This window comes from bacterium (assembly GCA_037143175.1).
Lineage (GTDB): Bacteria > Verrucomicrobiota > Kiritimatiellia > CAIKKV01 > CAITUY01 > JAABPW01.
Genome location: JBAWZF010000037.1, coordinates 1 through 23,111, shown reverse-complemented (window position 1 = coordinate 23,111; position 23,111 = coordinate 1). Strand labels below are relative to the sequence as shown.

Genomic DNA, 23,111 nt, shown 5'->3' with positions numbered 1-23,111 from the left:
CAGAAAACTAAAAAAGGCGTCAAGGGTGAAGGCGTTCAACCAGGTAAATTGACAGGTTTGGGCCTCGCGTTTCTTGGGTGACCCGCCAGACATCGGCGGGCAATCCTGCCAGAAAAGCAAGAATGCTGTCGTTTGGTTTGTAAAGAACTGGTTGGAAGCCGGCAAGGGATTGGGTGAGTTGGGGGCTGATACGGGTGAGAATGCCCATTTCCGGCAGGCCGGTAAAGCGGTCAATTAAGCAGATAAAGTGGTTGGAAGGTGGCTGGAGTTTGGTGTTTGTCTCGACTGGCATCGGTTTGATCATGGCTAAAGGATCGGGAAGTACATCGGCTATGTTTCCTTGGTCCGCATTAAATAGCGTGTAGCGTCGGGTGACAATGGTCAGGTGCGGGGCGGCCGCCGCCTGGGCGATCAATGGGCTGGGTTCAAACCGTTCAACGGCTATCGGACCAGGGTTGTGGATGGAGTTGAGTCGGGCCGAAGAGAGTTCCCTCAACACCGTGGCAAGCTCGTTTTCGGCCCCACTGGTGATGCAGCGATGTTCCGGAGGGGCCCAGAAGGCGATGATCATGCTTGCCGTGAGGCATAGCACGATGAGCGGCCTGATGAGTTTCCGCAGTCTTTCCAGTCCGTGAAGCCAGGCGATGATGAGCCCTCCAGCGAGAGTAATCGCCTCCATCAGAACCCAGCCGCTACGCTGATAGAAACTGAATTCCAGAAATCCCGTAGCGGCCTGGAGAGTCGTGAGCAGCCCCCAACATCCCACTAGTTTTAGGAAATCAGAAGACGACTCGGATAAACCGCGACGGAATCCAGTAACCAGTATTCCCGTGAAAATCCCCAACAAGGCTAGAGTGGCCAAGTTCATTAAGGTATTTCCCATCCCCACCCGCTTAACCGTGAGGAGATCCACTGCGAGTTTCCCGGCAGGATTGGCTTTGATCGTCGTGAAAAGCGTTGGGGGCGTTGTGTCGGGCGAATGCTTTATTAATGACGGGGTATCCATCCCCGTGACCAAGGCAGCGGTGGTGTTCACATGAAGTTTCCCAGGCGTCAGGAAATGGTAGCCAGCCAAGGCGAAGGCGAGGATGAAGGGAAGGAAAATAGTTGTTGAGTTGATAGGTTGTTGGGTTGATGAGGTCGAGACGGATTCGTCTTTCCCTGACAACTTGACAACTCGACAACTTAACAACCGCTGAATGAGGATGATCAACAACAGGGTGAAGATGAAAAGGGGGACTGTCACTGTCAGGCCGAGGAGGATGATGGTAAACAGGAATCGAGCCTTCATTAGATACAGGAGCAGGGCAAGGGGGAGCAGAAACAATCCCAGTTGATTTGCAAAGGCGCCCATACCTGTTTTTATCAAGGGGTAAAAGAGCGGACAGACGGCGGCCAGGAAGGCTGCGTAAAGGCCAGCCTTTTGGCTGTGTCGACGGCCCAGCAGATAGATTGTGGCAACGAGAAGTGCCCCGAAAAATGGCCCCACATACCGGGCCACCAGATAAGCATCCAAATTGAAAGTCATGACTGGCAGGGCCAGTACCCACGCATAACCGGGCGGATAGACGATATTTCGAATTTGCCCGTATTGGAAAACATCCCGGAGGAATTGAAGATGCGTATAGGCGTCGGATTGGCCCAGGGAGGCATGGTTCAGGGCGTCCAAACTGCGCAGGATGATGGCGCCGAGTAGGATGAGGGGGAGGAGGGCAGGAGCGTGGAGCGTGGGGCGCTGAGCGCTGAGTGGTGAAGGGGGCAAAGGAGTGTGGCGGGATTGCGTTGTCATCGGCCACCAATGAAGTGCCAGGCCGAGAGTGAGCCAGAATAGAAAATAGGCAACCCCCTCACTGATGGGGGCATGACTGACAAAGTGGTTCCAGAAGAATCCGAGTAGTGCCTGGGAGGAGAGTCCGAGTCCGGCGGAGATTACGCAAAGGGAAGTCAAGTTGGCAGCAGGTTGAAAACGCCGAAGGGCGAGCAGCGGGGGCATGATGTAGATGGCGGCAAAGGTCGCCAGCACAATCAAACTATCAAGAGAACGCCAGATCATGAGGCTTTTTTCACGACATCCTGAATGACTAATCCCGCCAAGGTAAACCCGAATACAGCGGTCACATGAACGGCGGTGCCATTGATCTGCGTCTTGCGGGCACACCAGTCGGGGTTATCGTTATCGTCCGGTTGTTGGTTGATAGGTGTTGGTTGCTGGGTGGAATGAGTGCAGGCGCAATTCCCGGTACCGCAGAAACTTTCCATAGTCGGGTCACGCGGGATTTCTTCGCTATAGACGCAGAGAAAATCCTTGGTAACACATTTTTTCCCGAGTCGTTTCCGGACCATACGGGCCAGGGGACACGTTCTGGTGCGGGAGAGCGGGCCGGTTTTGATCTGGGTGGGATCCAGTTTTGCCCCTGCGCCCATGCAGGAATAAACGGTTGTTCCAGCATCCAGACTGCGCTCGATCAGCATGACCTTGTATTGAAGGCTGTCAATGGCATCGAGGACATAGTCGAATGTTTTCATGTCGAACTGCTCGCAGGTGCGGCCGGTGTAGGCCAGGTGGTGAGCTTCAATGGTCGCATAGGGATTGATCTCCAGCAGCCGTTTTTTGAGTTCCTCCACCTTGGACTTACCAATATTCACCGTGGTTGCCTGCAATTGCCGATTGATATTGGTTGAGCAGACGTCATCTGAGTCCACAAGGGTCAGATGTTCCACGCCGGATCGTATCAAGGCTTCAGCGGTCCAGCTCCCGACGCCGCCAACGCCGAATAGGGCAACGCGGATGGTTGTGAGCTGCTCCATCGCCGGCTTACCTACCAGCATGGCGGTGCGATGAAAGAGATGACTGCGGCAGGGGGCGTGTGTGTGAGCGCTCATGGGCCAATTATCCGGGTTGATAACACGAGGACCGTCCGGGATGGAAGATAGGTCAAAATGGTACTGTTGAGACCGCCATATTCGCCCCAGGGTTCCACGCGTCCAAACCCGCCGAATTCCACCGCATCGCTATCCATGAGCAGCCGGTAATTTCCCTGCGGCACAGGGATGGAATAATCCGTGAAGGATTTTGATGGGTTGAAGTTGAATATGAAGACGAGCCCGGCCCGTTCGAAGGCCAGCACCTGGTCGGACATATGTTCCTGCAGGAAATGGGGCCCAGAAGTTTCGATCAGTTTGTAGTCCTTGCACAAGTTCATCATGGATTTATCGAACTCGGCCAAAAACCGATACCGGAGATTCGGGTCATCACGCAGATGCCATTGGCGGCGTGCATAATGATAACTCCAATGATTGCCTTCACGCGGGAAATCAATCCACTCAGGATGTCCGAATTCGTTCCCCATGAAGTTGAGATAACCATGCCCGGCCGTGGCCAATGTGATCAGGCGGATCATTTTGTGTAGTGCAATGCCCCGGTCAACACGAAGATTGTTTTGGAAGACGCTCATACCCGTGTACATGTCGGCGTCAATCAGGCGGAAGATGATGGTTTTATCGCCCACCAGCGCCTGGTCATGGGATTCGGAATAGGAGATTGTTTTTTCATCCTGTCGCCGATTGGTCAGTTCATAATAAAGATTACCCACAGGCCAGTTCTCGTCGGCTACTTCTTTGATGAGTTTGATCCAGTAGTCCGGGGTTCCCATGGCGAGCCGGAAATCAAAGCCAATGCCACCATTTTCGAGGGGCGTGCCCAGGCCGGGCATTCCACTGACATCTTCCGCGATGGTCATGGCATCCGGGCGTACCGTGTGGATGACCTTGTTGGCGAGAGCCAGATAGGCAACCGCATCGTCATCCACATTGCCGTCATAATAATCGCCATAGTTTGTGAAGGCCTTACCCAAGCCGTGATCATAGTAGAGCATGCTGGTGACGCCATCAAAGCGGTATCCGTCAAAGCGGTATTCATCCAGCCAGAACCGGCAGTTGGAGAGGAGGAAATGAAGAACTTCGGTTTTGCCATAGTTAAAGCAACGTGAGTCCCAGGCGACGTGGTCGCCACGTGCGCCTTCATGGAAATACTGGGTCAGGGTCCCGTCGAACCGGCTCAACCCCTCGGTTTCGTTGCGCACCGAATGAGAGTGAACCAGATCCATGATGACGGCCAGGCCTGCCCCGTGCGCGGCATCGATCAGGGATTTTAGTTCTTCTGGAGTTCCAAAGCGGGAGGAGGCGGCGAAATAATTACTGACGTGATATCCAAATGACCCGTAGTAAGGGTGTTCCTGAATCGCCATGAGTTGAAGGGTATTATAGCCAGCCTCCACAATTCGGGGCAAAATCTTCTCTTCAAACTCACGATAGGTTCCAAGTCGTGGTTCCGCCTGGGCCATTCCCACATGGGCTTCGTAAATCCGGGGGGCATCAGGACTGCGTTTAAAGGGGCCATTTTCCCAGATATAGGGTTGCTCCGGCCACCAGACTTGGGCGCTGAAGATCTTGGTGTTCTCGTCCTGGACGGTGCGTCGTACATAGGAGGGGATGCGTTCCGCCCAACCGCCGAACCACGCTACAATCAGTTTGAAGAGATCGCCGTGCTTCAATGTGGTTCCGGCTAACTTCAATTCCCAGACTCCGCTGGACGAGACCTTGCTGAAGGCGAAGCCGGGCGCAGATTTCCATTGGTTGAAATCGCCAATCAGGGTGATGGAGGTTGCATTGGGCGCCCATTCGCGAATGACCCAACTGCTGTCAGGAAGTCGATGGAGGCCAAAGAACTCATGGCCAGCGGCAAAATCAGCCAGCGGTATTTTGGCCTGGGTCAGCCGTTTCTCGGTCTCGCGGGTAAGTTGGAGGCGTTTGCGAATGACAGATTCAAACGGCTGGAGATAGGGGTCCCTCTGAATCAGTGGAAGCTCCCTCTCCGTCTCTTTTGATTTATCTGTCATGAGGCAATGTGTTAGGACCGGAAAACTTCAAATGTTCGGGATTGACCGTCGGCCCGTTTGATTTGCACGGTGATGATGCCATCACTGTCGCAACTATAGGTCTCAACGGCTTCGCCAGCCAGATCATTTCTTGGCATAATCTGGTCAGGGGTTAAGGTCTCATTAACTGCCAGCGAGTAATCATATGGAAACAGGATTTCAGACCAGGTCCGCAAGCCGGCCTCCGGTTTTCCTTCCCTATCCACAGAGGTACATTCCAAATAGCGGAAGCGACCGATATTGTGGCGGGGCCGGTAGCGGACTTCGGCGGAAATCGGGGCGTCCCCGCGGGCGGGAAGCCGTAGACCTGCTTGAAAGACCGGTGCGAAGATTTCCCGTGTCCCGTGGTCCGCCAGTCGTATGACTCCGAAATGCCGGGCAAACACCTCGTGTACACGCATGGTCTCGACGCTTTGGATGGCCGCACCCATGGAGGTTGCGCTGAAAGGCTTGTCGGTGGTAAAGAGTTTCACTTTCGGGAAGCGGCGCGCGATAAGCTTGCTCACCAACGGGAGTCGGGATGAGCCACCGACCAGATAGATGGTCTCCAGTTCATCATTACCTTCCGTTTTGATCACTTCTTCGAGCTTAGCCACCGCTGGCTCAATCAATTCGGCCAGATGTTTTTCGTAAGTGGCGGCGATCACTTTGACGGGCTCACCAGACAACCCGATTTCTTCGGGATCCAGTGTGAGGGTGCGTGACTGGCCGGCGCTCAGCCGTTCTTTTTCCCGGCAGGCATGCATCAGGAGCATGGTGCGTTGAAAGAGGGTGAGTGCCTTGAGTTGAATTTTCAGTTTCTCGCAAAAAAGCTCGGCCAGCACGGCATCAAAATCGTCGCCGCCCAGATTTTCTATTCCAGCGGAACCAAGGACGGTGTAGTCGGTAGTACTGATACGGACGACAGAGGCATCGAAGGTTCCCCCGCCCAGATCGAATACGGCTACCGTCATTTTTAACTGACGTGCCTTGGCGCGGTTGCCGTGCACCATCCGATCCGCCAGTTCGATGGCGGCGGCGGAAGGTTCATTTAGCGTACTGATGACCGAGAAGCCAGCTTCCTTGAATGCCGACCGGGTTAAGTGACGTTGGGCGCCATTGGCGTTAGCCGGCCAGGTGAGAACCGCTTCAAGCGGCTCGAGGGGGCCGACAATCCCGGAGGCGCGCACCGAGTCGTAGATGGCCTGGGTGAACTGACGGAACGTGTCGCGCATATCCAGGCCGCCTGGAATGGAGTCGGTGGCAATACGCATGCCATCCACATAATTCCGGAAGAACCGCTTGAAAGAACGGATCGGGATATAGCGCTGGGCGGCGCCGGGTTCGGCCAGGGATCGTTCCGCTTCGGCTCCGAATCGGAGGCAACCAGTGGAGATGTCGTAGACGAAAAAGGAGGGAAAAACCTCACGGGAAACGCGCCCGATGGCGGTATCGGTAACATGGGGAACCAGAGGGTAACGTCCCCGATCCGCACAAACCACCACCGTGTTGGTGGTGCCGTAATCTATTCCCAGATGAGCCATAATCAAGACCTCCGGTTGACTGCCACCAAAGCCTTGGCCACGACAATTCCACGTGGAGTGTGAAAGCCAGGACGCAATGTTTCGACGATGATTCCGTCGGCAAGCGAAGCATCAGAAACTTCGCGGCAAACGGTGTGGATCAAGGGGTCGACATGCTCGAGGCGTTCCGCCTCGAATTTCATGGCACCGAGATCAGAGAGCAGGGCATCCATTTGTTCTGCGATACGACGAGCTTCGCCACCAGCCGAGGCGGCGCTATTCCGGATGGTAACCAGTTCGCGGATCACATCGTTCATCCGGGCTTCCATCAGATCATTCAAGACCCGGCGCAGGGCGTCGACTTCCTCGATGGACCCCGTGGTCACAGGAGCCATGAGCCGGGATATCTGAGTGCGCAGGGCAGTGATTTCCTGTCGGAGCGCCTCAGTACCTGCGCTGGGAATGGGCCTTGATGGCGCCACTTCGTTTTTCGCTGGTTTTGACGCAATCGGTTTGGCAACGGGCTTCAGGGTCGCTTTTTTTACAACAGGTTTAGCCGCAACGGGTTTTGAAACAGTTTTGGCGGCGACAAGAGGGGTAGAGGTTTTGATGCTGGCTTTGGTGACCGGCTTGATCATTTTCGTCTTCTTCATAGCTGTATATCCTTTTTCATTCAAACAGATTCGAGTGGCTAACAGACTAGAGGAGATTACTTGAAAATCAAGATCATTTCATACTCGGCGAGCCTGTAACTGGCGCGTTTTGCACTTCCTGTGGTAGAATTTAAGGCATGGCAAAGTTGGATCGAGCCTTTTATAACCGCGATACGGTGACGGTGGCCCGGGATCTTCTTGGGAAATGTTTGGTGCATGTGGTACAGGGCAACAGACGAGTCGGAAGGATCGTGGAGGTCGAGGCCTATGTCGGAGTTCACGATAAGGCCTCGCATTCGGCGAAGGGGCTGACGACGCGAAATGCCCCGATGTTTGGGCCGCCCGGCATCGCGTATGTCTATCTGATCTACGGCATGTATTATTGCATGAATGTGGTTACCGAGGCAGAGGGGCATGCTTCGGCGGTGCTGTTGCGGGCGGTCGAGCCACTGCAGGGGATTACAGAACGGACGCAGGGTCCCGGCCTGCTGTGTCGTGCAATGGGTATAGATAAGCGCCTGAATCGACATGATTTTCTGAGCGACGACTTTTATCTTACCGATGATGCCCCCGCCGATTTCAAGATTGTAAAGCGACCCCGGATCGGGGTGGACTATGCTGGAGCCTGGGCAAAACGGCATTTGCGGTTCTATATTGCCAGCAACCCGTTTGTGTCGAGAAAGTAACAACCCTGCAACTCATCGACGTTAGCCGGTACCGGCAATTGGGCTTGAAAGGTTTGCCTAGCATCCCTACTATGCCCCTTGTTGTCAATTATGCCCCGGTAGCTCAGCTGGACAGAGCAGCCGTTTCCTAAACTGCAGGTCGCGCGTTCGAACCGCGCCCGGGGTACCAACTCACCATCTGTGTTACTTGCGGCTACCAAAGATTATCGCCAACACAAACAACACGATGAAAATGAAAAAGAGGATTCGAGCCATGTCGGTTGCGGCTGCCGCAATTCCTCCAAACCCGAAAACGGCGGCGATGATCGCAATAATTAAAAATGTAATTGCCCACCTTAACATAGCGTCTCCTTTATTTTGAGGTAAATGGTCATATCAACCTTGACACAAGTAGGCTACGCCAGAGTTCAGTCTCGTTCTATAGGGTATAACCCTGCCAGAAATTCAAGTGAATATTCTGAGGGGTTCATGCGTCTATTTATACAAAGGGGCGTCAGTTAAACTCCTGAAAACGAGGAATATAATGAACAAGATAATGAAAATTTCTGGGGTAGTTGTGGCGATTATGCTCGCAGGTTCCGTGACGATGGCTGATTCAGGTAGGGGAAGGGATAATTCCTACCGCGGAAGGGACAGTCACTCCGGGTATAATTCGAGGTGTTCCTACCAAAATAGAGGCTATGACCGAGATCGACATGGTGGCTATTATCGTGGCGATCATGGAAGTCTGGCAATCGGACTGTTCGGTCTGGCTGCGGTTGCGGCTGTCGCGTGTGCGGCAAGTCAGCCGGATACGGTTTATGTTGAGCGTCAGGTGGTCTATGCTCCGCCCCCAGTTGTTTATGTGCAGCAACCTGCGCGAGTGGTATATCAGCCTATTCCTGCTCAGGTGGAATATGTGCAGCAACCTGCAACCATGACCATAAATGTGCAGAATTCAAATGGCTCAATGACCCCTGTTGCCATGCGTCAGATTGGCATCCAGTGGGTAGGCCCAAAGGGTGAATACTACGACAATCTCCCGTCAGTAGGGCAGTTACGGCCCGTTTACGGTTTTTAATTTTCTTTCTTTGCTTTGAGGGCGTTTGTGGATTATCTTTTCTCGAAACAAATTAAGGGAGCACCATGAACGTTTCAGGTAAGTTGATTGAGATTTTCGAGACTGTGAAGATAAAGGAGTCTTTTCAAAAGCGGGAATTCGTACTTGAGTTCGCAAGCAACCCCAAGTATCCCGAGTTGGTTAAGTTTGAACTGGTTCAGGATAAATGTAATTTACTGGATAATTTCAAAGTGGGGCAGGAAATCTCTGTAGAGTTTGATCTGCGCGGACGCAAATGGACTGATCAGAAGGGCGCCGTTAGATATTTCAATACACTTCAGGCATGGCGTGTAAGTGCAGCAGATGGAGCTTCTGGTGGTGCTACTGCAGAACAAGGAGCCCCGCCTATGGAGGATACCGAAGATTTCAGCGGTGAAAAGGATGGCGGACTTCCTTTTTGATGGAACTAAAAAAAGATTACAATAAAACCATGGGGTAATTCGTTTTGTGTAATAGTTGGTTGGTTTCTCAAAAGTAATAAAGAAAGGTTCAGTTATATGAAGGTATTAAGTTTGATCGGGTTGAGTGTTGTTGTTGCAGCTTCTTTGTCAGCTACCGTAATGGCCGAGGAAGTTAAGGCCCCGGATGCGGTCAAGGCTCCCGCAGTTGGCAAGCCCCATAAGGCCGAGCGGATTGATATGTTTAAGAAGGCCGATGCCAATGCTGATGGCAAGTTGTCGCTTGATGAATTCAAGACGATGGCGAAGGGTCCCGATGCTGAAAAGAAATTTACGGCGGCCGACACGGACAAAGACAACTTTTTGACCCCCGAAGAGCTTAAGGCCGCGAAAGCTGCCGAGCACGCCGAGCGCGTTGCCAAGAAAGCGGCCAAAGATGCGCCTGCAGTAGCCCCTGCACTTCCTGTTAAGTAAAAAACTTTTACCTGCGCTTGTGCGCATGTATAGTATATGCCCTGCAAAGACAAACTTTGCAGGGCTTTTTGTTTTTTAAGTGGATGGCTAAAAAATCATGACTGAATGTGAAACCTTTTTGGATTTATTGAAGCAGGCATTGCAGGATAATACGTTTATCAAGTTGGTGCTGGGAAAATATCGGGGACGACAGACTGGTCTCGAGAAAATCACCATTCGGCCTGTGGTGATCGCTGATCAGGAAACGCTTTCTTTTGTGTACCGGCATCAAACCCAGGATGTGACCCGAAATTTTGACGTTGCGCAGGTCTTGCCGATGATTCAGCAACTGCTGGGGAGCGATTTCAAGAGTGCCCATCTGTTTTCGATCACGGCAGATGTCCAGATTGATTTCAGCAAGAAGGGAAAGACCATCCTGAGTCGAAGTAAGCCATCCAGTGAGGTGTTACCCGCCCGGGAACACGATCGGATCAAGGAACGATTAATCGATTATAACAGCCCCTTTTTGAAGGCGCTAGGGGTCACGAATGAAAGCGGGCAGGTTTTGCCGTCCATGTCCAGTAAATGGAAACAGATCAATGTTTTCCTGGAACGGTTCCGTGGGGCGTTTGCCGCTTCCCGAATTGGTCCCGCCATTCCGGTGCGAGTGGTTGATTTCGGCGCAGGGAAGGGCTATCTCACCTTCGCGATCTATGAATATTTGAGCACCATACTTCGCCGGGAAGCGGTGGTCACCGGGGTTGAGCTTCGCGATGACCTGGTGCGTTTCTGTAATACTGTTGCAAAGGCCAGGGGTATGACCGGACTGAGTTTTACACCGGGTGATTTGGGGAGCTATGCGATGGGATCCCTGCAGGTGCTGATTGCTTTGCATGCCTGTGATACCGCGACGGACCAGGCGATTGCGCTTGGCATTCGGGCAGGTGCCGAGATCATCATGTGTGCCCCTTGTTGTCACAAAGAGCTGCGACCCCAGATGGTAAGTTCTTCGGTACTGGCCCCCATGCTTCGGCATGGAATTCACATGGGGCAGGAGGCTGAAATGGTTACGGATAGTCTGCGGTCGTTATGGTTGGAGGCTTCCGGCTATGAAGCGCAGGTATTTGAGTTTATTTCACTTGAGCACACTAGCAAGAACAAGATGATTCTGGGCGTAAAGCGTGCAAAGCCGGAGCCGCGTGAGCCCATCCTTGCCCAGATTAAGGCGCTCAAAGCGTTTTATGGGATCAAAGAGCAGGCGCTTGAGAAGCTATTATGATCGATTTTCAGAATGTCTCTGTAGGTTTTGGCGCGCAGCAGGTGCTCGACGATGTGTCTTTCCGCATAAATAGCGGGGAGCGCGTGGGGATTGTGGGCCCCAATGGCGCGGGAAAAAGTACGATTTTCTCGCTCCTGACGGGGGAATCCACGCCGGATCGTGGTGATGTATCGATTTCTCGCAATATCCGCGTCAGTCATCTTCGGCAGCAACTCAAGCCTGCGGCCGCAGACATCAATTTGCTGGAATATTCTGAAAATGCCTTGCCTTCCCTTGTGGACAATCAGCGCCAGATCGAGGCCCTGGAGGCACAATTGGATCAGGTCACGGGGGTTGAGCGAGACCGGGTTGTCCGTCAATTGGGCGTGTTGCAAACAGACTTTGAGCACCAGGGCGGGTATGCCTTGAGTAGCCGGGCCAAGGCCGCATTGGGGGGCCTCGGGTTTGCAGTGAGTGATTTCCACCGGCCTTTTGCCGCTTTCAGTGGTGGCTGGCAGATGCGTGCGGAACTCGCGCGCGCCCTGGTGGCAGATCCCGATCTTCTGTTATTGGATGAACCTAGTAACTTTCTTGATATTCCGGCAGTGGAATGGCTTCAGCGCTATCTGCGCGATTACAAGGGAACACTTGTGCTGGTTTCCCATGACCGGTATCTACTGAATACCCTGACGACCGTGACGATGGAGGTGGCGGGCGGGCAGGTGACACGTTACGCCGGGAACTTTAACAAGTATGAGGAGGATTGCCGGCTTCGCCACGAACAATTAGAGGCGGCACGCGGGAATCAGGATCGCCGGCGTGAACAAATTGAGCAATTTGTCGAACGGTTCCGCGCTAAAAACACGAAATCTTCCCAAGTGCAGAGCCGGATAAAGATGCTGGAGAAGATGGATGAAATTGAAATCCCGCGTGTGGTCATGCGGGCTCCCCGTATCCGCGTTCCCAAGCCTCCGCACTGTGGTGTGGAACTGGTTAGATTGGATCAGGCCGGAGTGACCTATGACGGCCAAACGTGGGTTTTGCGTGGTTTGGATGTCCGAATCGAACGGGGCGAAAAAATTGGACTCGTTGGTCTTAATGGAATGGGGAAGACGACGCTTCTTAAGACGATTGCCGGAAAACTTCCCCTCAACGAAGGCCGGCGGGTGATGGGGCATAATGTGGTGATCGGGTATCAGGCTCAGGACTTTGCCGAAATGATGGATCCGGTGCGCACGGTACTGGAAACGGTTAAATCTGCCGCTCCCTCCCTGTCAGAGCGCGAAGTGCGCAGTATGTTGGGTGGCTTTTTCTTTTCTGGCGATGCGGTTGAAAAGAAAATTGCAGTGCTGAGTGGTGGTGAAAAAATGCGGGTGGCATTTGCGCGCCTGCTCGTGAATCCTCCCAATTTCCTGATGCTGGATGAACCTACTACCCATCTGGACATTCCTTCCCGTGAGGCTCTTGAAAATGCCCTGCATGATTATGAGGGAACAGTATGTCTTGTCAGCCATGACATTGAATTTACCCGTCATGTTGCCACCAGCATCATCGCCATGGCTCCGCCCGGGGTACGGAGATATCCCGGTGGTTATGATTACTATCATGAGAAATCTGAAGCCGAAGCCAGAAGCCAGGAATCTGAAACCAGAAATCAGAATTCAGAGGTCGAAAAAAGTGAGGGCGGGGATCGGAAGGCGTTGCGGCGCGAGCGGGCACTCAAACGTGAGGAGTTGAATAAAGTTCGAGGCCCCGTTGAAAAGCGCGTTAAAGCTGCAGAACGTAAAATGACAGCGCTGGAGCAGGAGCAGGATAAGTTGTCTGGTGAAATGATGAAACCGATGGTGGGAACCGATTATGCCAACCTCAACCGTCGCCTGAGTGAGATCCAGGCTGAACTGGCTGAGACGGTTGAACTCTGGGAAAAAGCAGCGCTGGAACTCGAAGCACTCCCCTGCGAGTGAAGCAGCCAGTGCCAGTGGGCAGTGAGCAGTGGACAGTGTACAGAGAGCAGTGGGCAGTAAGCAAAAAATGAAGGAGTCAGAATCCAGAATCCCTTCTGAATCTGACTCCTGTTTTCAACTGTTAACCGTTTTCTTGAGCGCCTTTGGCGCATCCGCTTGATGCGGACTTACTGTTAACTGTCAATGGTTCACTGTTTGTCTGTTGACTGCCCTCCTTTCGGGGCCCCTTATTTTTTGTCTACAGCTTTTCCTGCCTCCAGCCAACCTGCAATTCCTTGCGGATATTCTATAACATTTGTGTAACCCAGTTTTTTTAACCGGTCTGCCAACGCTTTGCTTGCGGGACATTTGAGCCCGGCACAATAGGTGACAACCAATGCTGATTTATCCGGTATTGCTTTTGAAATGACCGCTTCATCTGCATCAGCACTCAACTGCTGTGCCCCGGACAGGCGCTGTCCATCATCATATTTCCCGCTACGTGCATCGAAGATCTTTAGCGGAACTTTTGAATTAATGAGTGTAGCCAAGCCCTCTGTGTTCACTACGGCTTCCTTGGATGCCACAGGACAACCTTTTGCGTCCGCATTCATTTCAACCGCACAGGCTCCAGCGGGACAAGCTACCGCCTTATCATCACCCTTTGTCTTGGCGTGATCATCATCCACACCGCATGTTCCACAATGAGCCATCGCTACTGCCGACCCCACACCAACCAATGCTGCAACTGCAACACTTGCCATTTTAACTATTTTCATTTTTATCCTCACTTACCTTTCTGTTTATTCTTCTTTTAACATTATTATGTTTAGCATGGACGGTGCCATAGTTGAGGAAGGCTGTAATATTATTTGTAACATGTTGATGGCGTTACTGATACGCTATGTGATCAAATTTGCATCGAGAACCACGCTATTGGCCAAAATTGTCTCACCAAGCTCGGATGAGACATTATGAGACATCAATTTTACTGCTCAACCTTCCAGAACCATCAATTCAGGATGCGGCAAGGCAGGATCTTCGCAGAGATGTCTGGGAGCCTTTCCTGTGAATAGGCGAATCCAGAGGTGAAGGCTTGCCCCAACAATCAGAAGCACCATGACCATAAAGGTTGCCGTAACAGCGATGTCGACTTGGTTATTAAAAATCTGAGCTGAGATTCGGGTGATATCGCCGGGACTGGCGACAGCCAATTGTTGGCGTAGGGTCGCAATGGCGGGTATAAAGCCCCCGGCATGTGTTGCAAAGATTTTCTGCCAGCCTGCTGTCATGGTGACAATCAACAGAAAAACCAGGGGAATGAGGGTGACCCAGATGTAACGATCACGGTTCATTTTAATCAAGATGGTGGTTCCCAATGCCAATGCGATTACAGCAAGCAACTGGTTGGCAATGCCGAAGATCGGCCAGAGACTGTTGATGCCACCATACGGGTCAATCACTCCCTGATAAAGGAACCAGCCCCAGGCACTGACAAATAAAACACTGGCGAGCAGATTGGCCGGAATGGATGCAGTATTCCCCAGCGGTTTCCACACATGGCCCAAAACGTCCTGCAGCAAAAAGCGGCCCACCCTTGTTCCGGCATCGATCGTTGTGAGAATGAACAACGCCTCAAACATAATGGCAAAGTGGTACCAGAGTGCCATCATGGCCTTACTTCCGATGGCGTCGGTGAACATCTTGGCCATGCCCACAGCAAACGTGGGGGCTCCGCCGGTTCTCCCAATCAAGGTTTTCTCGCCCACATCGTTGGCCAGTTGAGACATTTCGGCTTCGGTTACCGGGAAGCCGGCCGCCGATATTTTGGCCACAACCGCCGCGGGCTCGCCCTTCATGTTGATGGCAAAGTATTGGCCCGGCTCCATGGCACAAGCGGCAATAAGAGCCATGACGCCTACGGCCATCTCAGTAATCATGGCGCCATAGGCCACCGAATGGACAGTGGATTCGTGCGTCACAAGTTTTGGGGTAGTGCCGGTGGAAATCAGGGCGTGGAAGCCGGAGATTGCTCCGCAGGCAATGGTAATGAACACGAACGGAAAGAGTTTGCCCGGAACCACCAGTCCATTACCATAAATGAAACTGGTAAGCTTGGGCATGTGAAGCTGTGGGGCCACCCAGATAATCGCCAGCATCAGGACAATAACAGTGCCAATCTTCATGAATGAACTCAGGTAGTCACGAGGGGCTAGCAACAGCCATACCGGCAGGATGGAGGCCAGAAGTCCATAGCCGATAATCGACCAGGCGAGCCAGGGCGCTGAGCGGGTGAACCAGGCGGACCAGACAGGTGAGCCGTGAATAAATTGGCCGCCCCATACGGCGACCAGCAGAAGTAATGCTCCCATGATGGAGCCTTCCACCACTTTCCCGGGACGGATCACCCTGAGATAAATTCCCATAAACAAGGCAATGGGAATGGTGGAGGCAACGGTGAAGAGCCCCCAGGGGCTTTCTGCCAATGCCTTGACTACAACCAGGGCCAGCACCGAAATGAGAATAACCATGATGCAGAGGATGCCCCAAAGCGCCAGCGCCCCAGCGAAGGTGCCAACTTCTTCTTTCACCATCTGCCCTAGCGATTTTCCGCCCCGCCGCATGGAACAGAAAAGTGCAACGGCGTCATGCACGCCGCCTGCCAGCGTGCCGCCAATCAAGATCCACAGGGTGCCGGGTAAGTAACCGAACTGGGCGGCGAGCACAGGGCCCACGAGCGGGCCCGGCCCGGCGATGGCTGCAAAATGGTGGCCGAACACGATCCAGCGGTTGGTGGGAACATAGTCCTTGCCGTCTTCCTTGGTATAGGCCGGGGTAGCGCGCCGATCATCCAGTGCCAGGACTTTGGCTGCCAACCACTTGCTGTAGAACCGGTAGCTGATCATGAAACAACAGAGCGTGGCAGTCACAAACCAGAGGGCGCTGATGGATTCTCCCCGGTGAAAGGCAATGACCGCCAGCGAGGTTGCTCCGAGCAGGGATAGGAAGAGCCAGAAGAGAATAGATCGAAGTTTCATAATGTCAGGTAAAGTGCCGATAGTAGGGAGGAAAGTCAAGAAACAGGGCGGAGCAGGGCAGCCGTATCCTTTTTCGTAGTTGATTAGGACGTAGTTGTTTTTCGCCATGTGCCTCCCCTAAGAATGACGACAGTCTGGCATAGGCGACGGCAGATATTAATCAGGCATTCTTGCTTTTCATAATCTTCAATGCTAACTAGTGTGAGCATGATTAAGCCAGTAGGTATAGGGGAGGTTGGATATGCGGTAGGGGTTGACCGGACGACCGCTTCAGCTGTGCTGAATGGGCGGGGTGACAAGCTCCGGATCAGTCCTGCGACTCAGGCCCGTGTCCTTGCCGCCGCCCGGCAGTTGGGGATCGCAAGGCGAGAGAGTGGGGCCGGTCAGATTGCCCAAGCGGTGGGAGCAGGGATGTCCCGGTCAGCGCCGCAACCGCCAGTCAATTCCATGCCGCGGATGACGTGGGTGTAGATCATTGTGGTTTCCACGCTTTCATGCCCCAACCGATTCACTCAACACCACCCACCGTGATTTGCGGAACTTACCAGCGGCAATGTAGAGCCGTTGGTCGTCTCGATGGAAGTCTTTCAATCGCGAACCTCCACGGTTCCCTCTGCGGCGTGTTGGCGTTGGCGCATCCACTCCAAATATGAATTCAGAAGAGGCTGATAGTGTGGTGGTGGCACCAACCGGTCGAATCGTCCGTGTATTTCAAGGTATTTAGTGAAGCGGCGGATTGCGTATCGCACCTCACGAAGGGGGGCTTTCCCCGAACCAAGGTTCTTGTAATAAGACGGAAACCGGCGAAGGAAACTGGCGACGTCGTGCGCGGTAAGTTGCTGGCGTGTCGCCGCATTCGCGCCACCCAAAAATGAGTTCAGATGGCCTACATTACGAAGATGTCGCCGGATAATTACTCGGTTGTATTGCTGGTTTATCAACCACTCGCAAAAACCATCCAGCAACTCCCTTAATGGCCCGCTTCGGAGTTTAATAATGGTTTCAGGACACTCAAATACCCGTTCCATTGCCATGATAGCCTCCTTGCTCCGCCTGCATATACAGGTAGAGTAGGCCATCTAATAGCACGGAATTATGTGAAGTGAAATTCTCGAAGATAGTCAGAAATCCCAACAAATCGAAGGAAAATAGCCAAAGGCGGGCTACACTTCACATAATTCTGAACTTCACATTACAATCCTTATGTTGAGCTCAACATAAGGATTGGTACACGGACTGCGACGGATGTACGGGGGTTTCTGAAATCTATTGGCCTACGATCTATTTTCCGCCGTGCCTGCGACATGATTTCGATTGGGTGACTGGCCGTGGGGGATGGGAGTCCAATAAGCGCTTCTATAGGCTTCAGCGCGCTTATGGCGTATCCGCAGTACGCTCTGGGATTCGTGCAGCAGGGGTTACTTTGTCCTGGTTCGCCTGGGTGAAGTGGACGAAATAAATAATCCTCCATTGGATTATTTGAACCAATGGCCTTCAGGGCGCGCACCTGAAGGCGGTTGGTTCAGAAATTTTCAGGTTTTTTCGTTCTGCGAGCCGTGCACGACCCGTGCACAAACCGTGCACATGAACCATGCCGCATCACTGTATTTCACAGATTCACTCGAAGGGAAATCATTTTGACAGACATGCGTTTCGATCAATAAAAACGGGCCTGATATTGCTATCAGGCCCGTGCCAGATTGGTAGCGGGGGTTGGATTTGAACCAACGGCCTTCAGGTTATGAGCCTGACGAGCTACCGGGCTGCTCCACCCCGCAGATGTGTTTCTTCAACAAGGCGAAGAATATATCTTTGTTATGCGAGAAGAGCAATGCTTATTTAAAAATATTTAAATACGGATTTTCCTTATACCATATTCAGGGTATTCCCTATGGTTGAATTATCTGATGGTGGTAGGCTGAAATTACGAAAAGAGGGCTGCCTATGAATGTACTATTGTTGGATGATGATCCTTTCTTATTATCCATGTTGAAGGGGGCTTTGATTAAGTGGGGGCATAATGTATCCGCTTACTCCAATCCAGATCAATGCCCTGCCTATTGCGCTCAAGCCTGCCCCTGTACGTTATGCAAACTTGGTTGCCCTGATATAATTCTGACTGACGTGAATATGCCGATTATCAGCGGGATGAAATTTGTTGATGAATTGAAACGCAAAAATTGTAAGTGTCCACGAATTGGAATGATGTCTGGGGACTGGAGCGATGGGGATATGCAGAGAGCCAGTCGTCTCGGGGTTACAATATTCTCTAAACCCTTTGATCTCCCAACCCTTAGATCCTGGATCTCAGAAGATAACAGGCGGGTTGCTTAGTGATATTTTGAAAACCTTGATCATTGAGGATCCATCGTCATGTTCCCATTTCCCGTTTCCGGTTTTGACAAATAGTCAATGGGGTGTACGATGTTCGCCTCATTATGAAAAAATTGATCCTGTTTTGTATTATCATTCTTATAGTTGCGGGTGTGGGCGCAGTTGTGACGAAAAATCGACGGACCGAGGGTGAATCGTCAGCGAAGGCGGCAAAAGCCAAAAATGCGCCCGTGCCGGTATCGATGACCAACGTGTTGACGATGACGGTGCCTGTGGAAGTCAGCACGTTCGGGACAGTAGAGTCGTTGACGACGGTGGCCGTGAAATCCCAGTTCACTGGAATTTTGGCTAAAGTGCGATTTGCTGAGGGGCAGGAAGTTCAGGAAGGTGAGCTTCTGTTTGAACTTGATTCCCGCGGTCCCGAGACAGCACTCCGGCAAGCCGTGGCGGCTTTGGAGAAGGATCGTGTGCAATGGGGAAATGCCGTCAAAGAGGCTGGGCGTCTTGAGGCTCTATTAAAAAAGGGATTTGTGGCTCAGGATGTTCGCGATGCGGCGGTGGCGGCGGCGGATACACTCAAGGCCATCATGCAATCTGATGAAGCGGCAGTGGATAATGCCCGGCTCCAGTTAAGCTATTGTTCCATCCGTTCGCCTATCTCCGGCCGAACCGGAACGCTTCTCATTCATCAGGGGAATCTTGTGAAGGCGGATGACTCCACGCTGGTCACAATCAATCAATTGCATCCGATTTTGATCCGTTTTGTGCTTCCGCAACAGGAACTGGCGAAGGTGCGAACCCGAATGGATCAGGGGGGATTGACGCTGGTTGCCGCGCCTCAGGGGGGTGGCACACTTGCCCAAACGGGAACCGTGGTATTTGTCGATAACTCTGTGAATGAGACGACCGGAACAATCCAAATCAAAGCGCGGTTTGATAATAAGCCTGCAGCATTGTGGCCCGGTCAGTTTGTCAAGGTGGTCCTTGAACTTGACAGGCAGGAAAATGCGGTGGTGGTTCCCGAGTCGGCTGTATTGTTGGGCCAGCAGGGTGCGTATGTTTACGTGACGGATCGGGACGGTCGAGTCACCGTCCGTTTTGTGATGGTGGATCGGACGGTCGCAGGGATGTCGGTGATTGCGAGCGGCCTGGTGCCAGGAGAGGAAGTCGTCACGGATGGGCAGCTGCGCCTTAAGCCCGGGGCCCTTGTTAAACCTCGGAATTCGGCCAAGTCTGAATCTGTCCCTGCAGGTCGTTCATGAATCTGGCTGCGCCGTTTATTCATCGTCCGGTGATGACCACGCTGAGCGCCTTGGGTTTGGCGATTTTTGGCATTGTGGCGTATCAGCAACTGCCGGTGAGCGACCTGCCGAACGTGGATTATCCAACGATCCAGGTTTCCGCGTCCCTTCGCGGCGGAACGCCTGAGACTATGGCCGCAGCGGTTGCAACTCCCCTGGAACGGGAATTCTCCACGATCGCTGGCTTGGATTCCATGAATTCCTCAAGCGCCCAGGGGAGTTCGCAAATCACCCTCCAGTTCGTTTTGAGTCGTGACCTGGATGCCGCAGCGCTGGACGTCCAGGCGGCGATCGCCAGGGCAATGCGACGCTTGCCCCCGGAAATGGATACCCCGCCTTCCTATCAGAAGATCAATCCGGCTGACCAACCCGTTCTGTTTCTGGCCCTGACCAGTCCTACCTTGCCGCTTTACGAACTCAATGAATACGCCGAATCGTACTTGGCCCAAAACATTTCGATGGTGGCGGGGGTCGCTGCCGTCTCGGTGTATGGCTCTCAGAAATTTGCGGTTCGGGTTCAGTTGGATCCCCATGAGTTGGCGGTCCGGGGCATCGGGTTGGAAGAGGTGGCTGGTGCGATCCAGTCCGGAAACGTGAATCTTCCCACTGGTAGTTTGTCTGGTCCCAATCGGACTTTTGCCGTGCAGGCCGATGGACAGCTTTCCAAGGCAAAGGATTATCGTTCCCTGATTGTTTCCTACCGTAATGGTGCGCCCGTGCGTCTGGAGGAGTTGGGGTCGGTCCTGGACAGCGTTGAAAATAACAAGGTGGCGGCGTGGTATTGCACCAGCAATCAGATGCAGCGATCCATTGTATTGGCCGTCCAGCGCCAGCCAGGAAAGAACACCGTGGAGGTGGCGGCGAATGTCCGTAAATTACTAAAAAATCTGAATGCCGACCTGCCTGCGTCTGTCTCTATGGAGGTTCTGATTGATGCCAGCGAGTCGATCAAGGCGTCGTTTGAGGACGTCAAATTTACACTGCTGCTGACGTTGGTTCTCGTGGTGCTGGTTATCTTTATTTTCCTGAGAAATGTATCGGCGACACTGATCCCCAGTCTGGCCTTGCCGATGTCCATGGTTGGAACGTTTATCGTCATGGCGGTTTTGAACTACAGCCTCGATAATCTTTCACTCATGGCGCTGACTCTGGCGCTGGGGTTTGTGGTGGACGACGCGATTGTGGTGCTTGAAAACATTGTCCGCCACCGGGAGATGGGTAAGGACAGGTTTACGGCAGCATTGGACGGGACCCAGGAGATTAGCTTCACGATTGTGTCCATGACCATCTCTCTGGCCGCTGTATTCATTCCGGTTCTGTTTATGGGCGGCGTGGTGGGGCGTTTGTTCCGTGAATTTGCTGTGACAATCGGTGCGGCAGTCCTAGTTTCCGGGGTGATCTCGCTGACGCTGATTCCCATGCTCAGCGCCCGGTTTGTCGGCGTTTCGTCGCACAGTGGTCATGGACGTCTGTATCAATGGATGGAGGCCGGTTTTGACGCGGTTTTAGGGTGGTATTCGTCCGGTTTGCGCTGGGCGCTTGATCATGGGCGGATTATGTTAGGTTTGGCATTTATTACTCTGATTGCTACTGGGGTTTTGTTCTGGGTAATCCCCAAGGGATTTATGGCGAGTGAGGATCGGGGGCGGATCAATGTGACTACAGAAGCCATTGAGGGGATTTCCTTCGACTCCATGGTAACTCATCAGGGACTGATGATCCGGATACTGCAGGAGGATCCGAATATCCTTAGCTTTATGTCTTCTGTCGGTGCTCGGGGAAGTAGCGGGGGCAATGTAGGCCGGTTTATTGTGAGCCTGAAACCCAGCAAAGATCGCCGGATGACCACGGATGAAGTGGTACAATCTCTGCGGTCAAAATTGTCCGGCATTACCGGGATCCGGACGTACCCGGTTAATCCTCCTTTAATCAACATTGGTGGACGCTCCTCAAAGAGCCAGTATCAGTTCACCCTTTCAAGCACAGACACGGATGAGTTATACCGCTCTGCGGACAGACTGGTGGAACGTCTCCGGGAACTGAATACCCTTCAGGACGTTTCAAGCGACTTGCAGTTAAAGAATCCACAGATGAACGTAGAGATTAACCGCGATCTGGCCTCCTCACTCCAAATCACGGCTGATCAGATTGAGACGGCGTTATTTAACGCTTACAGTAGCCGGCAGGTCTCCACCATTCTTGCGCCAAACAATCAGTATGCCGTCATCCTCGAGATGCTTCCGCGCTATCAGTCGGATCCCTCCGTACTCTCCTGGCTCCATATTCGGACTGGGGATGGGCGGATGATTCCTCTTGATGCCGTGGCGCGGCTAAAGAACGATGTGGGGCCAGTGACTATCAATCATTCCGGCCAGATGCCCTCTGTTACGATAACTTTTGATATCCGACCGGGGGTTTCTCTTGGAGCGGTTGTCGAACAAGTGAACACTGTGGCTCTTGAGGTTCTGCCGGCGAATATCAGCACGATGTTTCAGGGCACGGCGCAGGTGTTTCAGTCTTCTTTTAAAGGAATGGGCTGGCTTCTGGCACTCGCGGTATTGGTGATCTACATTGTGTTGGGGATCCTGTATGAAAACTTTTTCCATCCCGTGACGATTCTGTCCGCCTTGCCCTTCGCCGGGGTGGGGGCCTTGGTGACTCTGATGATATTTGGAGCTGAACTTTCGATATATGCTTTTGTCGGTATCATCATGTTGGTCGGGCTGGTGAAGAAAAACGGTATCATCATGGTCGATTTTGCCGTGGCGGCCCGTCGTGATCAGGGTAAGTCTGCCCGGGATGCAATTTATGATGCCTGCCTGATCCGCTTCCGCCCTATCATGATGACGACAATGGCGGCCTTGGTGGCGGCAATTCCGATTGCTGTCGGGTATGGTGCTGGCGGCGAAGCCAGGCGTCCCCTCGGGTTGACCGTGGTTGGGGGCCTCCTGTTCTCTCAAACTCTGACGCTTTTTGTTACCCCGGTCTTTTATCTCTACATGGAACGTCTGCAAGAGATTTTAGCGAAGAAGCTAAAATGAGATACTCGCGGTCTGATACTCGCAAATTCAGCCGATGTCTCCCTCAAGCTCATCCAAACCGTGAGGGATTGTTTGGGCTCAGTATCTGCTATTTGATGGCGTTGAAATTCCCCGAATAAGTTCCGGTTCCCGTATAGGTGGTCAGAGTACCCTGGATGGATCCCGCAATGCGGTTATTGACTACCGTTCCCAGGAATTGAATGTCACCCGTGCCGTTTGTTGTCGTCACAGAGGAGACTAGCAAGAAGTTCGCTCCAGAAAGTCTGCCTTCGAGATGCTTGCCTTCATAGAGGGTGTCGCTGCTAACCAGGCTATTACCGTCAATGAGGATCGTCATGGCATGTGATGAGCAGGTGGAACCACTCCCCGGCGGTTGGACGCAAATTGTGACAGTCCCATTGTAGGTGCCTGCGGCATTCGTTATGGTGCCGTCCGTGGTACTGCTCCCGCCGCCGCCCCCACCTCCAC

The 23,111-nt window shown here is 52.8% G+C and carries 19 protein-coding genes and 2 tRNA genes; 10 read left to right on the top strand and 11 right to left on the bottom strand.

Annotation, left to right across the window (positions count from 1 at the left end; genetic code table 11):
• Positions 1-19 precede the first annotated feature (19 nt).
• The 5 genes from WCI03_11065 to WCI03_11045 are packed head-to-tail and all read right to left on the bottom strand — an operon-like array spanning position 20 to position 7,092.
• Complete coding sequence (locus WCI03_11065; GenBank protein MEI8140393.1) at positions 20-2,053, bottom strand: hypothetical protein; 2,034 nt, start codon at positions 2,051-2,053, stop codon at positions 20-22.
• A complete protein-coding gene (locus WCI03_11060) occupies positions 2,050-2,883 on the bottom strand; it encodes a tRNA threonylcarbamoyladenosine dehydratase (GenBank protein MEI8140392.1) in 834 nt (277 codons plus the stop codon). The genes WCI03_11065 and WCI03_11060 overlap by 4 nt, the downstream gene beginning before the upstream one ends.
• Positions 2,880-4,898 carry an alpha amylase C-terminal domain-containing protein gene (locus WCI03_11055; protein MEI8140391.1) on the bottom strand — a complete coding sequence of 673 codons (2,019 nt, stop codon included), beginning with the start codon at positions 4,896-4,898 and terminating at the stop codon, positions 2,880-2,882. The genes WCI03_11060 and WCI03_11055 overlap by 4 nt, the downstream gene beginning before the upstream one ends.
• An 11-nt stretch (positions 4,899-4,909) precedes the next feature.
• A complete protein-coding gene (locus WCI03_11050; GenBank protein MEI8140390.1) occupies positions 4,910-6,460 on the bottom strand; it encodes an Hsp70 family protein in 1,551 nt (516 codons plus the stop codon).
• Positions 6,461-6,462: 2 nt separating this feature from the next.
• Positions 6,463-7,092, bottom strand: coding sequence for a hypothetical protein (locus tag WCI03_11045; GenBank protein MEI8140389.1), 630 nt, complete (start codon positions 7,090-7,092; stop codon positions 6,463-6,465).
• Positions 7,093-7,229: 137 nt separating this feature from the next.
• Between WCI03_11045 and WCI03_11040 the strand changes: the two genes are divergently transcribed.
• Together WCI03_11040 and WCI03_11035 are read left to right on the top strand one after the other, a co-directional pair.
• Positions 7,230-7,778 (top strand): DNA-3-methyladenine glycosylase, encoded by a 549-nt coding sequence (locus tag WCI03_11040; GenBank protein MEI8140388.1) that lies wholly within the window; start codon positions 7,230-7,232, stop codon positions 7,776-7,778.
• A gap of 92 nt (positions 7,779-7,870) precedes the next feature.
• A tRNA-Arg gene (locus WCI03_11035) sits at positions 7,871-7,947 on the top strand.
• A gap of 14 nt (positions 7,948-7,961) precedes the next feature.
• Here the strand turns inward: WCI03_11035 and WCI03_11030 are convergent.
• Positions 7,962-8,120 (bottom strand): DUF1328 domain-containing protein, encoded by a 159-nt coding sequence (locus tag WCI03_11030; protein MEI8140387.1) that lies wholly within the window; start codon positions 8,118-8,120, stop codon positions 7,962-7,964.
• A 181-nt stretch (positions 8,121-8,301) separates the two neighbouring features.
• Between WCI03_11030 and WCI03_11025 the strand changes: the two genes are divergently transcribed.
• The 5 genes from WCI03_11025 to WCI03_11005 all read left to right on the top strand — a co-directional run bounded on the left by WCI03_11025 (position 8,302) and on the right by WCI03_11005 (position 12,950).
• Positions 8,302-8,838, top strand: coding sequence for a hypothetical protein (locus WCI03_11025; GenBank protein MEI8140386.1), 537 nt, complete (start codon positions 8,302-8,304; stop codon positions 8,836-8,838).
• Positions 8,839-8,903: 65 nt separating this feature from the next.
• Positions 8,904-9,278 (top strand): DUF3127 domain-containing protein, encoded by a 375-nt coding sequence (locus WCI03_11020; GenBank protein ID MEI8140385.1) that lies wholly within the window; start codon positions 8,904-8,906, stop codon positions 9,276-9,278.
• A 96-nt stretch (positions 9,279-9,374) separates the two neighbouring features.
• Positions 9,375-9,749 (top strand): hypothetical protein, encoded by a 375-nt coding sequence (locus WCI03_11015; protein MEI8140384.1) that lies wholly within the window; start codon positions 9,375-9,377, stop codon positions 9,747-9,749.
• Between the two features lie 97 nt (positions 9,750-9,846).
• Positions 9,847-11,007 carry an SAM-dependent methyltransferase gene (locus tag WCI03_11010; GenBank protein MEI8140383.1) on the top strand — a complete coding sequence of 387 codons (1,161 nt, stop codon included), beginning with the start codon at positions 9,847-9,849 and terminating at the stop codon, positions 11,005-11,007.
• Positions 11,004-12,950, top strand: a complete 1,947-nt coding sequence (locus WCI03_11005) for an ABC-F family ATP-binding cassette domain-containing protein (protein ID MEI8140382.1) — start codon at positions 11,004-11,006, stop codon at positions 12,948-12,950. Before WCI03_11010 ends, WCI03_11005 begins: the two co-directional genes overlap by 4 nt.
• Before the next feature lie 227 nt (positions 12,951-13,177).
• Here WCI03_11005 and WCI03_11000 read toward each other — a convergent pair whose 3' ends face one another.
• Together WCI03_11000 and WCI03_10995 are read right to left on the bottom strand one after the other, a co-directional pair.
• Positions 13,178-13,708 carry a rhodanese-like domain-containing protein gene (locus WCI03_11000; GenBank protein MEI8140381.1) on the bottom strand — a complete coding sequence of 177 codons (531 nt, stop codon included), beginning with the start codon at positions 13,706-13,708 and terminating at the stop codon, positions 13,178-13,180.
• Between the two features lie 216 nt (positions 13,709-13,924).
• Positions 13,925-15,967 carry a carbon starvation CstA family protein gene (locus tag WCI03_10995; GenBank protein MEI8140380.1) on the bottom strand — a complete coding sequence of 681 codons (2,043 nt, stop codon included), beginning with the start codon at positions 15,965-15,967 and terminating at the stop codon, positions 13,925-13,927.
• Between the two features lie 207 nt (positions 15,968-16,174).
• Between WCI03_10995 and WCI03_10990 the strand changes: the two genes are divergently transcribed.
• Positions 16,175-16,438 (top strand): LacI family DNA-binding transcriptional regulator, encoded by a 264-nt coding sequence (locus WCI03_10990; GenBank protein ID MEI8140379.1) that lies wholly within the window; start codon positions 16,175-16,177, stop codon positions 16,436-16,438.
• A gap of 116 nt (positions 16,439-16,554) precedes the next feature.
• Here WCI03_10990 and WCI03_10985 read toward each other — a convergent pair whose 3' ends face one another.
• Both WCI03_10985 and WCI03_10980 read right to left on the bottom strand, forming a co-directional pair.
• Positions 16,555-17,001 (bottom strand): hypothetical protein, encoded by a 447-nt coding sequence (locus tag WCI03_10985; protein ID MEI8140378.1) that lies wholly within the window; start codon positions 16,999-17,001, stop codon positions 16,555-16,557.
• A 667-nt stretch (positions 17,002-17,668) separates the two neighbouring features.
• Positions 17,669-17,745, bottom strand: a tRNA-Met gene (locus WCI03_10980).
• Between the two features lie 660 nt (positions 17,746-18,405).
• On the opposite strand from WCI03_10980, the gene WCI03_10975 reads away from it, so the two are divergent.
• Entirely contained in the window at positions 18,406-19,563 is a 1,158-nt protein-coding gene (locus tag WCI03_10975) for an efflux RND transporter periplasmic adaptor subunit (GenBank protein MEI8140377.1), read from the top strand.
• Entirely contained in the window at positions 19,560-22,643 is a 3,084-nt protein-coding gene (locus WCI03_10970; protein MEI8140376.1) for an efflux RND transporter permease subunit, read from the top strand. Before WCI03_10975 ends, WCI03_10970 begins: the two co-directional genes overlap by 4 nt.
• Positions 22,644-22,731: 88 nt before the next feature.
• On the opposite strand, the gene WCI03_10965 is transcribed toward WCI03_10970, so the two are convergent.
• The coding region (locus WCI03_10965) for a hypothetical protein (protein MEI8140375.1) at positions 22,732-23,111 on the bottom strand (380 nt) is incomplete at its 5' end.